This is a genomic window from Burkholderia torrens (assembly GCF_984668525.1).
In genome coordinates, this window is the sequence record NZ_OZ480212.1 from 1,438,564 (window position 1) to 1,452,293 (window position 13,730).

The following is a 13,730-nucleotide window of genomic DNA, read 5'->3' on the forward strand; positions in this document are numbered from 1 at the left end:
ATTGCCGGCCGCCGTGACCGGGTCCGGCACGGCCGCCGCAATCCACGCTCGCGCACCGAATCTCCCTTCGGCGCCCATTCCGCGCCGCAAACCCCGCTGTTTCCCACCCGTCCTCTCGTCCCAACAGACGATGTAACGCCACCCCCGACCGGCCAGAATCCTTACACGAACAACGGATTCTGAACCAGGAGGAGGCCGACATGATCGATGTCCGTGCGCTTGGCTATGTCGTCGTCGAGGCGACGCGCGTCGATGCGTGGCGCCGCTACGCGGAAGACGTGCTGGGCATGCAGGCGCTCGATGCGCCCGGCGGCGCGTTGTACCTGAAGATGGACGAGCGCGATTTCCGCTACGTGATCGTCCCCGGCGCGGCCGACCGCTATTTCGCGTCGGGCTGGGAACTGCCCGACGGCGCCGCGTTCGACGCCGCGCTGGCGGCACTGCAGCGCTCGGGCGTCGAGCCCGTGCGCGCGACCCGCGACGAAGCCGCGCTGCGCCGCGTACAGGCGATGGCGTGGTGCACCGACCCGTCCGGCAACCGCCACGAGTTGTACTGGGGCGCGCGCTGCGACTTCCGCCGCTTCGTGTCGCCGCTGGGCGTCGCGCGCTTCGTCACCGGCGACATGGGGCTCGGCCACGCGGTGCTGCCCGCGCCGCAGTTCGACGCGACCGACGCGTTCGTGCGCGGCGTGCTCGGCTTCGAGCTGTCCGACATCTACCGCGTGAAGTTCACGCCCGATCCGGCCGAACCGGAAAAGCGTATCCATTTCATGCACTGCCGCAACGCGCGCCATCACAGCCTCGCGCTGTTCGAGATGGCCGTGCCGTCGGGTTGCGTGCACGTGATGGCCGAAGTCGATTCGATGGACGAAGTGGGCCGCGCGCTCGACCGTGTCGCCGCGCACGACGTGAAGATGTCCGCGACGCTCGGCCGCCACTGCAACGACCAGATGGTCTCTTTCTACATGAAGACCCCCGGCGGCTTCGATCTCGAATACGGCTTCGGCGGCCTCACGGTCGACTGGTCGAAGCACGCGGTGTTCGAGGCCACCAAGGTGAGCCAGTGGGGCCACGATTTCAGCATCGGATACCGGTAAGCCAGCACGATGACGATGAAACCTCTCGACAAGACGATGTCCGCACGCGACGTGGTCGCGCAACTCGCCGACGGCATGACGATCGGCATCGGCGGATGGGGGCCGCGGCGCAAGCCGATGGCGCTGGTGCGCGAAATCGCGCGCTCGAACCTGCGGGACCTGACGATCGTCGCCTATGGCGGCGCCGATGTCGGCCTGCTGTGCGCGGCGGCCAAGGTTCGCAAGGTGGTGTTCGGCTTCGTGTCGCTCGACGTGATCCCGCTCGAGCCGCATTTCCGCCGTGCGCGCGAACAGGGCCGCATCGACGTGCTCGAGCTCGACGAAGGGATGCTGCAGCTCGGCCTGCGCGCCGCCGCCGCGCGCCTGCCGTTCCTGCCGACGCGCGCTGGGCTCGGCACCGCGTTGCTCGATCACGCGCCGACACTGCGCACCGTGCAATCGCCGTACGACGACGGCGAGACGCTGCTCGCGATGCCCGCGATCGACCTCGACGTCGCGCTGCTGCACGTGAACGCGGCGGACCGGATGGGCAATACGCGCATCGACGGCCCCGATCCGTTCTTCGATGCGTGGATGGCGCGGGCCGCTCAGCGTTGCTACGTATCGGCGGAAACGGTCGACGCATCGCTCGCGAGCGAAGACCTCGACGCCGCGCGCCGCAACCCGTTCGAACGCTCGCTCGTCACAGGCGTCGTCCACGCGCCGGGCGGCGCGCACCCGACGTCATGCGGGCCGGCCTACGGCTGGGACCTGCCGCACCTGCGCGCGTACTGCGCCAGTGCGGAAGACGACGCGAAAACGGCGGCGTACCTGCGCGACGTGGTCGGCCGGGACGAACGCCAGTACCTCGAAGGCATCGGCGGCCTGTCGCACGTGACGACGTTGCCGTTGCCGATTCTGTAAAGGAGCGCCTGTGAGCGAATCTCTCGACCATTCCCTCGCGGAACTGATGATCGTCGCGTCCGCGCGACTCTGGCGCGACGACGGTGAAGTACTGGCGACCGGCATCGGCACGGGCCCGCGGCTCGCGGCCGGCCTTGCGCGGCTCGCGTACAACAACGGGCTGATGCTGACCGACGGCGAAGCGTATCTCGTCGAGGAGCCGGTGCCGCTCGGCCCGCGCCCCGACGGCTATCGCGTGAAGGCGAGCGGCTGGATGACCTACGAACGCGTGTTCGACTGCCTGTGGCACGGCCGCCGCCATGCGCTCGTGATGCCGACGCAGATCGACCGTTTCGGTCAGGCCAACATCTCGTGGCTCGGCGACGACTACGCCCGCCCGAAAACCCAGCTGCTCGGCGCGCGCGGCTTCCCCGGCAACACGACGAACCACGCGAACTCGTTCTTCGTCAGCGGCCACGGCAAGCGCACGTTCGTCGAACGCGAAGTCGACATGGTGTGCACGGTCGGCTACAACCCGGCGCGCCGGCTGCCGGGGATGAAGACCTTCGTCGACCTGCGCAGCATCGTCACCGACCTTTGCGTGATGGATTTCGGCGGCCCCGATCACGCGATCCGCGTGCGTTCGCTGCACCCGGGCGTGAGCTTCGACGAAGTGCAGGACGCGACCGGCTTCCCGCTGATCGCGGCGCCCGAGCTCGGCACGACGGCCCCGCCGAACGCGGAAGACCTGCGCATCGTGCGCGCGCTCGATCCGCACAACCTGCGCGCGACGATCGTGCGCAACAATCCGGCGCCGCGCCGGCGATGAGGTCCGACATGGAAGCGACCCAGATGACGTTCGGCGACGGTGTCGTCGACTACGCGGTCGAGGACGGCATCGCGACGATCACGATGAACCGCCCCGAGTATCACAACGCGCAGAATTCGAAGATGACGTATGCGCTCGACGCGGCGTTCCGGCGCGCGGCGCACGACGACGCGGTGAAGGCGATCGTGCTCGCGGGCGCCGGCAAGCATTTCTCGGCAGGCCACGACATCGGCACGCCGGGCCGCGACATCCACGAGTCGTTCGATCGCGCGTCGCTGTGGTACGACCACGTCGACAAGGAAGGCGGCGAATTCCTCTATGCACGCGAGCAGGAGGTGTACCTCGGAATGTGCCGGCGCTGGCGCGACCTGCCGAAGCCGACGATCGCGATGGTGCAGGGCGCATGCATCGCAGGCGGGCTGATGCTCGCATGGGTGTGCGACCTGATCGTCGCGTCCGAGGACGCGTTCTTTGCCGATCCGGTCGTGCGGATGGGGATTCCGGGCGTCGAGTATTTCGCGCATGCCTACGAGCTGAACCCGCGCATCGCGAAGGAATTCCTGTTCCTGGGCGAGCGGATGCCGGCCGAGCGCGCATATCAGATGGGGATGGTCAACCGCGTGGTGCCGCGCGAGCGGCTGCGCGACGCGACCTACGCGATCGCCGCGAAGATCGCGATGATGCCGCGCCTCGGGCTCACGCTGACCAAGCAGGCGCTGAACCACGTCGAGGAACTGCAGGGCAAGCGCGCGGCGATGGACGCGGCGTTCGCGTGGCATCACTTCGCGCATGCGCACAACGAACTCGTCAGCGGCGACCGCCTCGGCGGCTACGACGCGCGCAGCATGGCCAGCTCGCAGCGCCAGCCGAACGGCGCGGATCGCGGCGACGCGCCGGCCCCGGTCGCCGTCAACGGAGCCGCCGCATGAGCACGACGCCGCAAAGCCCGCTGCATACGCCGCTGTGCGACCTGCTCGGCTGCCGCTACCCGATCGTGCAGACCGCGATGGGCTGGGTGGCCGACGCGCGGCTCGTCGCGGCGACCGCCAACGCGGGCGGCTTCGGCTTCCTGGCCGGCGCGACGCTCGAACCCGGGCAGGTCGAGGCTGAGATCCTGAAGGTGAAGTCGCTGACCGACCAGCCGTTCGGCATCAATTTCCACATGTTCCAGAAGAACGCCGCGCAGGTGGTCGATCTCGCGATCAAGCACCGGCTGCGCGCGGTCAGCTACGGCCGCGGGCCCGATGCGAAGACGATTCGCCGCTTCAAGGACGCCGGCATCGTCTGCATGCCGACGGTCGGCGCGCCGAAGCACGCGGCGAAGGCCGTCGAACTCGGCGCGGACATCGTGACGGTGCAGGGCGCGGAAGGTGGTGGGCACACCGGTTCGGTGCCGACCACGCTGCTGCTGCCGAAGGTGCTCGACGCGGTGCGCGTGCCGGTGGTCGCGGCCGGCGGGTTCTTCGACGGGCGCGGGCTGGCTGCCGCGCTCGCATACGGCGCGGCCGGCATCGCGATGGGCACGCGCTTCCTGATGAGCGCCGAATCGCCGGTGCCGCGCGAAACGCTCGACCGCTACGTCGCGGTCGGCGACCCGGCGCGCATCCGCGTGTCGGACGCGCTCGACGGGCTGCCGCAACGGATGATCGACAACCCGTACCTGCTGAAGCTCGAACGCTTCGGCCCGCTGCGCCGCACGTGGTTCGCGCTGAAGACGGCCGAAGCGTGGCGGCGCCAGAACGGCCTCGGCACGGGCGACATGCTCGGCCTCGCGCTCAAGGCGCTGCGTTCGCACGACTACACGGCGAGCCAGACGCTGATGGCCGCGAACGCGCCGTTCCTGATCCAGCGCGCGATCGTCGAGGGCCGCCCGGATGAAGGCGTGCTGCCGAGCGGCCAGGCGGCCGCGATGATCGGCGCGATCGAGTCGTGCGACGCGCTGATCGCGCGGATCGTCGCGGAAGCCTGCGAGCGGATCGATGCACTGGCCGCGTTGCGCGGCGCGGCAGCGGTGCAGGCCGCATGAACAACCATCACAGGGAGGCCAAGGAGATGACAGCATCCAACCAACCGGCCGGCGCGATGCCGTTCCGGATCGATCGCGCCGACGGCATCGCCGAACTGGTGATCGCCCATCCGCCCGTGAACGCGCTCGACGCGCAGGGCTGGCATGCGCTCTCGCGTGCGCTCGACGCGCTCGGCGCGGACGACGACGTCCGCGTGATCGTCGTGCGCGGCGAAGGCCGCGGCTTCTGCGCGGGCGTCGACATCAAGGAACTGGCCGCGCATCCGGAGCGGATCGTGCCGGTCAACGCGGGCAACTACGAGACGTTCCGCGCAGTGCACCGCAACCCGAAGCCGGTGATTGCGGCCGTGCACGGCTTCGTGCTCGGCGGCGGGATCGGCATCTGCGGCGCGGCGGACATCGTCGTCGCGGCCGATTGCGCGCGCTTCGGCGTGCCCGAGATCGATCGCGGTGCAATGGGCGGCGGCGCGCACCTGCAGCGGCTGTTCGGCGTACAGAAGGTCCGCGCGATGTATTTCACAGGAGACATGATCGACGCGGCCGAGGCGTACCGGCTCGGCGCGGTCGAGCAGGTCGTCACGCGCGACACGCTGCGCGACGCCGCGCTCGCGATCGCCCGCAAGATCTCGGAGAAGAGCCCGGCGATGGTGCGGCTCGCGAAGGAGGCGCTGAATGGCGTCGAGGACGGCGATCTCGAGGACAAGTACCGCTGGGAGCAGGGCTTCACGCTGCAGGCATACATGACGAACGACTCGACGGAGGCGCGCGCCGCGTTCGTCGAGAAGCGCGATGCGCGTTTCGACGCGCAGACAACCGCCGCGGAGGCACGCGCATGAACCTGACCTATACGCCGCAACAGCACGCGTTCCGCGCGGAAATCCGCGAATGGCTCGCCGCGCACGTGCCGCGCGAGCGGCTGCCGAGCTTCGACACCGAGGCAGGCTTCGCCGCGCACCGCGAATGGGAGCGCACGCTGCACTCGGGCCGCTGGAGCATGGTCACGTGGCCGCGCGAGCTGGGCGGGCGCGGCTGCGACCTGATCGAGTGGCTGATCTTCGAGGAAGAGTACTGGCGTGCCGACGCGCCGATGCGCGTGAACCAGAACGGCATCTTCCTGCTCGGCCCGACGCTAATGGATTTCGGCACCGACGCGCAGAAGGCGCGCTTCCTGCCCGCGATGGCGGCCGGCGAGCACGTGTGGGCGCAGGGCTGGTCGGAGCCGAACGCGGGTTCGGACATGGCCGCGATCCGCACGACGGCCACCCGCCTCGGCGACGAATACGTGCTGAACGGCCAGAAGATCTGGTCGACGCGCGCGGTGTGGGCGGACTGGCTGTTCGGGCTGTTCCGCAGCGATCCCGAATCGTCGCGCCACCACGGGCTGACGTTCCTGATGGTGCCGCTGTCCGCGCCGGGCATCACGGTGCGGCCGATCCGGCAGCTCAACGGGCAGACCGGTTTCGCTGAAATCTTCTTCGACGACGTGCGCGTACCGGTCGAGAACCGGCTGGCGGCCGAAGGCGCGGGCTGGCAGGTCGCGATGGCGACGGCCGGGTTCGAGCGCGGGCTGATGCTGCGTTCGCCCGCGCGCTTCCAGCGCACCGCGCAGGCGCTGCGCGACCTGTATCTCGCCCACCGCGACAGCGCGGACCGCGATCCGACGCTGCGCGAACGCGTGGTGCAGGCCTGGATGGACGCGCAGGCCTATGCGCTGTCGACCTACGCGACCGCGAGCCGCCTGCTGAAGGGCGGCCACATCGGTGCGGAGTCGAGCACCAACAAGGTGTTCTGGTCGGAGCTCGACCTGCGCATGCACCAGACCGCGCTCGACATTCTCGGTGCGCACGGCGAGGTCGTCCCGCAGACGGCCGCGCAGCACGCGGCGCTCGGCCACTGGCTCGACGGCTTCCTGTTCGCGCAGGCCGGCACGATCTACGCGGGCACCAACGAGATCCAGCGCAACATCGTCGCCGAACGGATGCTCGGCATGCCGCGCGCGTAACGGCGCCGGCGCCACCCTCACAGAACGGACATCGTATGGATTTCGTATTCGATGAAGACCAGGAAGCGCTCGCGGACAGCGTGAAGCGCCTGCTGATGACCGAGATGACGCCCGAGCTGATCCGCGAGCTCTGGGCGACGCCGACCGGGCGTTCGGATGACCTGTGGGCGCTGTTCGCGTCGCAGGGGCTGACGGCCGTGTCGGTGCCCGAGCCGCAGGGCGGCCTCGGCCTGACCGAAGTGGAATGGGCGCTGCTCGCGCAGGCCTACGGCTATTTCGGCAGCCCCGAGCCGCTGCTCGACACGGCGCTCGTGTCGGCCGGCGTGCTGGCGCGGCTGCCCGCGAGCGACTGGCGCGACGCGCTGCTGCGCGACATCGCCGAAGGGCGCGCGCGTGTCGCGCTCGTGCATCCGGTGAACCCGTATGCGGCCGACGTGCATGTCGCGCAGGCACTCCTGTGCGAACACCGCGGCGAGCTGCACCGCGTCGATCCCGCGCAGTGCGCGTGGCGTGCGGTCGACAGCGTCGACCCGTCGCGGCGCCTGTTCACGCTCGACTGGGAGCCGTCGGCGGCCACCCGCGTCGCGCGTGCGGACGACGCAGCGCCGCTGCTGAATCGTGCGCTCGACCACGGCGCGTTCGCGGTCGCCGCACAGCTGCTCGGGCTCACGCAGCGCGTGCTCGACGTCGCGCTCGACTACAGCACGCAGCGCAAGCAGTTCGGCAAGGCGATCGGCTCGTACCAGGCGCTCAAGCACCTGCTCGCCGACGTCGCGATCCGCTACGAGTTCGCACGGCCGGTGGTGGCGCGCGCCGCACAGGCGATCGCCGACGATCACCCGCAGCGCGCGGTGTTCGTGTCGCACGCGAAGCTCGCGGCGATGTCGGCCGCGCAACTGGCCGCACGCCACTCGATGCAGGTGCACGGCGCGATCGGCTACACGTGGGAGCTCGACCTGCAGATCTTCATGAAGCGCATCTGGGCGCTCTCGGGCAGTTGGGGCGACGCCGCCTTCCACAAGGCCCGCGTGGCCGACGCGATCCTCGGCGACGCATTGCCGATCGGCCCCGCGCAGACCTTCGACCTCGAGGAATCGAACGCATGAAACAGGCTTATATCGTCGACGCGCTGCGCACGCCGACCGGCCGCCGCAAGGGCGGGCTCGCGCACGTCCATGCAGCGGACCTCGGCGGCTTCGTGTTGAAGACGCTCGTCGAACGCAACGCAATTCCCGCCGACGAATACGACGACGTGGTGTTCGGCTGCGTCGACACGATCGGCCCGCTCGCGGGCAACATCGCGCGCACCTGCTGGCTGGCGGCCGGGCTGCCGCTGCAGGTACCGGGCGTGACGGTCGACCGCCAGTGCGGGTCGTCGCAGCAGGCCGTGCACTTCGCCGCGCAGGCCGTGATGAGCGGCGTGCAGGATGTGATCGTCGCGGGCGGCGTGCAGACGATGACGCAGATTCCGATCTCGTCCGCGATGACCTGCGCGGCGCCGCTCGGCTTCACCGATCCGTTCTCGGGCAGCACCGGCTGGCGCGCGCGTTTCGGCGATGCACCGGTGTCGCAGTTCGTCGCCGCGCAGCGGATCGCCGATCACTGGAACCTGTCGCGCGACGCGATGGAGCGCTATGCGCTGGAAAGCCACCGCCGTGCGGTCGCGGCGATCGAGGGCGGCCATTTCAGGCGGGAGATCGTGCCGTTCGAAGGCGTGATGCACGACGAGACGCCGCGCCCCGACACGTCGCTGGAGAAGATGGCGACGCTCGCGCCGCTGACGCCGGGCGGCTCGCTGACGGCGGCCGTCGCGAGCCAGACCTGCGATGCGGCGGCCGCGCTGCTGATCGTGTCGGAAGAGGCGCTGAAGCGCTACGGCCTCACGCCGCGTGCGCGTATCCATCACCTGAGCGTGCTCGGCGACGATCCGCTGTGGATGCTCACCGCGCCGATTCCGGCAACGAAGGCCGCGCTGAAGAAGAGCGGGCTCGACCTGGCGCAGATCGACGTCGTCGAGCTGAACGAGGCGTTCGCATCGGTCGCGCAGGCGTGGCTGGCCGACACGCGTTTCCCGCACGAAAAGACCAACCCGAACGGCGGCGCGATCGCGCTCGGCCATCCGCTCGGCGCGACCGGCGCGCGGCTGATGACGACGCTGCTGCACGAGCTGGAACGCACCGGCGGCCGCTACGGGCTGCAGACGATGTGCGAAGGCGGCGGCCTCGCGAACGTCACGATCATCGAGCGCCTGTGAGCGCGTCATCTCCACGATCCACGAGGCACAAGCATGGGAATCTGTAACGGACGCACCGTCATCATCACCGGCGCGGGCGGCGGGCTCGGGCGCGAGTACGCGCTGGCGTTCGCGGCCGAAGGCGCGTCGGTCGTCGTCAACGATATCCGGCACGACGCCGCGCAGGCCGTGTGCGACGAAATCGCCGATCGAGCTGAAAGCGACGGTCGCGCGCTCGCGAATGCCGACGACATCACGCAGGCCGACACCGCGCAGCGGATCGTCGACGCGGCGCGCGACGCATTCGGCGACGTCCACGTGCTCGTCAACAACGCGGGCATCTGCCGCGACAGGATGTTCACGAGCATGTCCGAAGCCGACTGGGACGACGTGATGCGCGTGCACCTGCGCGGCCACTTCTGCCTGTCGAGCGTGCTGGCGCGCGTGTGGCGCGACGCGGCGAAAGCCGGCCACGCGGTCGACGCACGGATCGTCAACACGAGTTCGGGCGCCGGGCTGCAAGGCTCGATCGGCCAGTCGAACTACGGCGCAGCCAAGGCCGGGATCGCCGCGCTCACGCTGATGCAGGCGGCCGAATTGCAGCGCTACGGCGTGCGCGTGAATGCGCTTGCGCCGGCCGCGCGCACGTCGATGACGGAAGGCGTGTTCGCCGACATGATGAAGAAGCCCGAGGACGGCGGCTTCGACTATTTCGATCCGGCCAACGTCGCGCCGCTCGTCGTATGGCTCGGCAGCACGCTGTCGGCCGACGTGACGGGCCAGGTGTTCGAGGTCGCGGGCGGGATGATCGCGGTCGCCGAAGGCTGGCGCACAGGCCCGAGCGTCGATCGCGGCGCGCGCTGGGCGGCGGCCGAGATCGGCCCGGCGGTCGCGCAACTGCTGGCCGATGCGCGGCCCGCGCAACGCGTGTACGGGAGCTGACCGATGGATCTGGCGCTCACCGACGAACAGGCGATGATCCGCGACGCGGCGGCCGACGTGCTCGCCGAACGCAGTGCGTCGGCCGACGTGCGCCGCGCGCTCGAACAGTCGGCCGGCCGCGACGACGGGCTGTGGGCCACGCTCGCGGGCGAGCTCGGCTGGAACGCGCTCGCGCTGCCGGAAGCGGCCGGCGGGCTCGGGCTCGGCGCGGTCGAGCAGACGGTGCTGATGGAGCAGCTCGGCCGGCGCGTCGCGTGCGTGCCGTACTTCGCGACCGCATGCCTCGCGGCGACCGCGCTGGCCGGCTGCGACACGCCGCCGGCCAACGGCTGGCTTGCGAAGATCGCCGAAGGCGCGTGCAGCGCGACACTGGCGCTGCCGTTCGACCTGCCGGCCGGCGCGTGGAAGTTGCCGGTCGTCGCGGAAGCAGTGGCAGGTGGCTATGCGCTGTCCGGCACGGTCGAGCAGGTGATCGACGGCGCACGCGCCGACCTGCTGGTGATTCCCGCGCGGATCGCGAACGAAGGGCAATCGATCGGGCTGTTCGCGATCGACGTTGCATCGGCGTCGGGCCTGGCCGTCACGCCGCTCGACACGCTCGACGCGACGCGGCCGATCGCGCGCGTGGTGTTCGACGACACGCGCGTGAGCCGCGAGGTGCTGTTCGCCAGCGGCGCCACTGCTGCACGGGCGCTCGAACGCGCAGGCTGGTTCGCGGCGCTCGCGCTGGCCGCCGAACAGCTCGGCGGCGCGCGGCAGTGCCTCGACCTGACGCTCGACTACACGAGCCAGCGCGTGCAGTTCGGCCGCGCGATCGCATCGTTCCAGGCCGTCAAGCACCGCTGCGCGCAGATGATGGTGCTGATCGAAGCGGCGCGTTCGGCGGTGCTCGGCGCCGCGCATGCATGGGATGCCGAAGCCGGCGCGATGGCGGGCGCCGCGCTGCGCGCCGACATCGCGGCCGCGAAAGCCGCCGCGAACGACGCGTATGCGTTCTGCGCACAGGAAGCGATCCAGTTGCACGGTGGCGTCGGCTTCACGTGGGAATACGACCCGCATCTCTATTTCAAGCGCGCGCAGGCGTCGGGCGCGCAGTTCGGCAGTACGCCGCAACTGCTCGAATGGATCGCCTGTCATGCGATCGACGGCAGCGCGTCGCCGCGCGATGCAGCGCTCGAGTCATCGGTTGCAGTCGCATCCCGCCCATCGGCCGCGCGCTCAGGAGCCCTCCAATGAACAGCGAAACGCGCGAACAGCAATTGCGGCACGAAGTGGCCGACTGGGTGCAGTCGCACCTGACCGGCGAATTCGCCTGCCTGAAATATCGCGGCGGCCCCGGCGACGAGGAAGCGTGGCCGGCACTGCGCAAGGCGTGGGAGCAGGCGCTGGCGAAGGGCGGCTGGACCGGGCTCGGCTGGCCGGCGAGCGCGGGTGGGCGCGGCTTCTCGGTCGCCGAGCAGGTGATCTTCCACGAGGAATATGCCCGCGCGGGCGGCCCTGGTCGGATGGGCCATATCGGCGAAGGGCTGCTCGGGCCGACGCTCGTCGCGTGCGGCACCGACGACCAGCGCGCGCGCTTCCTGCCCGGCATCCTGGCCGGCACGCAGTTCTGGTGCCAGGGCTATTCGGAGCCGGGTGCGGGTTCGGACCTGGCCAATGTGCGCACGCGTGCCGAACAGGACGCGGACGGCACGTGGCGTGTGGTCGGCCAGAAGGTGTGGACGTCGCTCGCGCACGATTCCGACTGGATCTTCGTGCTGGCGCGCACCGATCCCGAGTCGAAGGGCAGCAAGGGGCTGTCGTTCCTGCTGATGCCGCTCGACCAGCCGGGCATCGAGATCCGTCCGATCAGGCAGCTCAACGGCGGCGCGGAATTCAACGAAGTGTTCTTCGACGGCGCGCGTGCCGAAGCTCGCGACCTCGTCGGCGCGCCGGGCGACGGCTGGCGGATCGCGATGACGCTGCTCGGCTTCGAGCGCGGGATGTCGACGCTCGGCCAGCAGATGCAGTTCGTCCGCGAACTCGAATGGGTGATCGACGCCGCGCGTGCATCGGGCGCGGACCGCGACCCCGTGCTGCGCCAGCGGATCGGCCGCGCATGGGCCGGGCTGCGCGTGATGCGCTACAACGCGCTGCGGATGCTGTCGGGCGCCGACGATGCCGACGCGAGCGCGCCGCTGCGCCGCGAGGCGCTGATCTACAAGTATTTCTGGTCGAACTGGCACCGCGATCTCGGCCAGCTCGCGATGGACGCGCTCGGGCCCCGCGCGAACGTGATCGATCCCGCCGACGACAAGCTCACCCATCTGCAGCGCGTGTTCCTGTTCTCCCGTGCGGACACGATCTACGCGGGCACCAACGAAATCCAGCTCAACATCATGGCCGAGCGCGGGCTCGGCATGCCCAGGGAACCACGAGGCACAGCATGACCGAACCCCAGATCCAGAAAGCGCCGGCCTACGTGCCGGGCCACCAGCTGCTCGCGGGCAAATCGGTGCTGATCACGGCCGCCGCCGGCGCCGGCATCGGCTTCGCGGCCGCGCGCCGCTGCGCGGAGGAAGGCTGCCGCGCGCTGTTCATCTCCGACATCCACGAAAAGCGTCTCGAGCAGGCCGTCGACACGCTGCGCGCGGAAACGGGGCTGCAACGGATCCATGGCCGCCTGTGCAACGTCGCGGTCGAGGCCGACGTGCGGGCGCTCGTCGCCGCAGCCGAGGACACGCTCGACGGCGTCGACGTGCTGATCAACAACGCCGGGCTCGGCGGGTCGACCCGCATCGTCGATATGGACGATGCCGAATGGTCGCGCGTGATCGACATTAGCCTGACCGGGACGTTCCGGATGACGCGCGCGATGCTGCCGCACATGCAGGCCCGCGGCCGCGGCGCGATCGTCAACAACGCATCGGTGCTCGGCTGGCGCGCGCAGGCGGAACAGGCGCACTACGCGGCCGCGAAAGCGGGCGTGATGGCGCTCACGCGCTGCGCGGCGCTCGAGGCGTCGCCGTACGGCGTGCGCATCAACGCGGTCGCACCGAGCATCGCGATGCACGATTTTCTGAAGAAGTCGGCTCCGGCCGACCTGCTGAATCAACTGGCGTCGCGCGAAGCTTTCGGGCGCGCCGCCGAAGTCTGGGAGGTCGCGAACGTGATGGTGTTTCTTGCAAGCGATTACGCGTCGTACATGACGGGCGAAGTGCTGTCGGTCAGCAGCCAGCACGCATGATGGACACGACGCTCGACCTCGTGCATGCGGCGCCCCGCGTGTTCGCGCATCCCGGCGAACTCGTCGCGGCCGTCGGCGACACGCTCGGCGCGAGCGCGTGGCTCGCGATCGACCAGCTTCGCATCGACGGCTTCGCCGATGCGACGGGCGATCACCAGTGGGTGCACGTCGACCCCGAGCGCGCAAAGGACGGCCCGTTCGGCGCGTGCATCGCGCACGGCTACCTGACGCTGTCGCTCGTCAATCATTTCCTGCCGCAGATCGTGCGCATCGAAGGCGCGCGGCTCGGCGTCAACTACGGCTGCGACAGGATCCGCTTCCCGGCGCCGGTGCAGGTCGGTGCGCGCGTGCGCGGCGTCGGCGAGCTGCTGCGCGTCGAGCCGCTCGAAGGCGGCGTGCAGGCGTGGATTCGCGTGACCGTCGAGATCGAGGGCGAAGCGAAACCCGGCTGCGTCGCCGACACGATCAGCCGCTATTACTTGTAGAGAGTCAG

Annotated in this window: 14 protein-coding genes; all 14 read left to right on the top strand. The window is 70.0% G+C overall.

All coding sequences use genetic code 11. The features are described 5' to 3' along the window. The first annotated feature begins 200 nt into the window (after positions 1 to 200). Genes AC5LXX_RS22710 through AC5LXX_RS22775 form a run of 14 tightly spaced genes read left to right on the top strand, consistent with a single transcriptional unit; the run spans position 201 to position 13,722 of the window. Positions 201 to 1,097 carry a VOC family protein gene (locus tag AC5LXX_RS22710; RefSeq protein ID WP_493413262.1) on the top strand — a complete coding sequence of 299 codons (897 nt, stop codon included), beginning with the start codon at positions 201 to 203 and terminating at the stop codon, positions 1,095 to 1,097. Positions 1,098 to 1,106: 9 nt separating this feature from the next. Further along, entirely contained in the window at positions 1,107 to 2,000 is an 894-nt protein-coding gene (locus AC5LXX_RS22715) for a CoA transferase subunit A (protein WP_493413263.1), read from the top strand. Positions 2,001 to 2,010: 10 nt separating this feature from the next. Beyond that, positions 2,011 to 2,808: a CoA-transferase subunit beta gene (locus AC5LXX_RS22720; RefSeq protein ID WP_493413264.1), complete on the top strand. Its 798-nt coding sequence runs from the start codon at positions 2,011 to 2,013 to the stop codon at positions 2,806 to 2,808. 8 nt (positions 2,809 to 2,816) lie between these two features. Further along, entirely contained in the window at positions 2,817 to 3,737 is a 921-nt protein-coding gene (locus AC5LXX_RS22725) for an enoyl-CoA hydratase (RefSeq protein ID WP_493413265.1), read from the top strand. Next, entirely contained in the window at positions 3,734 to 4,834 is a 1,101-nt protein-coding gene (locus AC5LXX_RS22730) for an NAD(P)H-dependent flavin oxidoreductase (RefSeq protein WP_493413266.1), read from the top strand. The genes AC5LXX_RS22725 and AC5LXX_RS22730 overlap by 4 nt, the downstream gene beginning before the upstream one ends. Positions 4,835 to 4,860: 26 nt before the next feature. Beyond that, positions 4,861 to 5,670: an enoyl-CoA hydratase family protein gene (locus AC5LXX_RS22735; protein WP_493413267.1), complete on the top strand. Its 810-nt coding sequence runs from the start codon at positions 4,861 to 4,863 to the stop codon at positions 5,668 to 5,670. Further along, positions 5,667 to 6,836 (top strand): acyl-CoA dehydrogenase family protein, encoded by a 1,170-nt coding sequence (locus AC5LXX_RS22740; protein WP_493413268.1) that lies wholly within the window; start codon positions 5,667 to 5,669, stop codon positions 6,834 to 6,836. Before AC5LXX_RS22735 ends, AC5LXX_RS22740 begins: the two co-directional genes overlap by 4 nt. 35 nt (positions 6,837 to 6,871) lie before the next feature. Then, on the top strand, positions 6,872 to 7,942 hold the full coding sequence (locus tag AC5LXX_RS22745; protein ID WP_493413269.1) for an acyl-CoA dehydrogenase family protein: 1,071 nt from the start codon (positions 6,872 to 6,874) through the stop codon (positions 7,940 to 7,942). Then, complete coding sequence (locus AC5LXX_RS22750; RefSeq protein ID WP_493413270.1) at positions 7,939 to 9,090, top strand: acetyl-CoA C-acetyltransferase; 1,152 nt, start codon at positions 7,939 to 7,941, stop codon at positions 9,088 to 9,090. The genes AC5LXX_RS22745 and AC5LXX_RS22750 overlap by 4 nt, the downstream gene beginning before the upstream one ends. A 33-nt stretch (positions 9,091 to 9,123) precedes the next feature. After that, positions 9,124 to 10,011, top strand: a complete 888-nt coding sequence (locus AC5LXX_RS22755) for an SDR family oxidoreductase (protein WP_493413271.1) — start codon at positions 9,124 to 9,126, stop codon at positions 10,009 to 10,011. Between the two features lie 3 nt (positions 10,012 to 10,014). Next, a complete protein-coding gene (locus AC5LXX_RS22760; protein WP_493413272.1) occupies positions 10,015 to 11,247 on the top strand; it encodes an acyl-CoA dehydrogenase family protein in 1,233 nt (410 codons plus the stop codon). Then, the gene (locus AC5LXX_RS22765; RefSeq protein ID WP_493413273.1) at positions 11,244 to 12,440 is read left to right on the top strand and encodes an acyl-CoA dehydrogenase family protein; all 1,197 of its coding nucleotides are present in this window, start codon (positions 11,244 to 11,246) and stop codon (positions 12,438 to 12,440) included. Before AC5LXX_RS22760 ends, AC5LXX_RS22765 begins: the two co-directional genes overlap by 4 nt. After that, positions 12,437 to 13,237 (top strand): SDR family oxidoreductase, encoded by an 801-nt coding sequence (locus AC5LXX_RS22770; protein ID WP_493413274.1) that lies wholly within the window; start codon positions 12,437 to 12,439, stop codon positions 13,235 to 13,237. The genes AC5LXX_RS22765 and AC5LXX_RS22770 overlap by 4 nt, the downstream gene beginning before the upstream one ends. Beyond that, on the top strand, positions 13,237 to 13,722 hold the full coding sequence (locus AC5LXX_RS22775; protein ID WP_493413399.1) for a MaoC family dehydratase: 486 nt from the start codon (positions 13,237 to 13,239) through the stop codon (positions 13,720 to 13,722). The genes AC5LXX_RS22770 and AC5LXX_RS22775 overlap by 1 nt, the downstream gene beginning before the upstream one ends. The last annotated feature ends 8 nt before the right edge of the window (positions 13,723 to 13,730 follow it).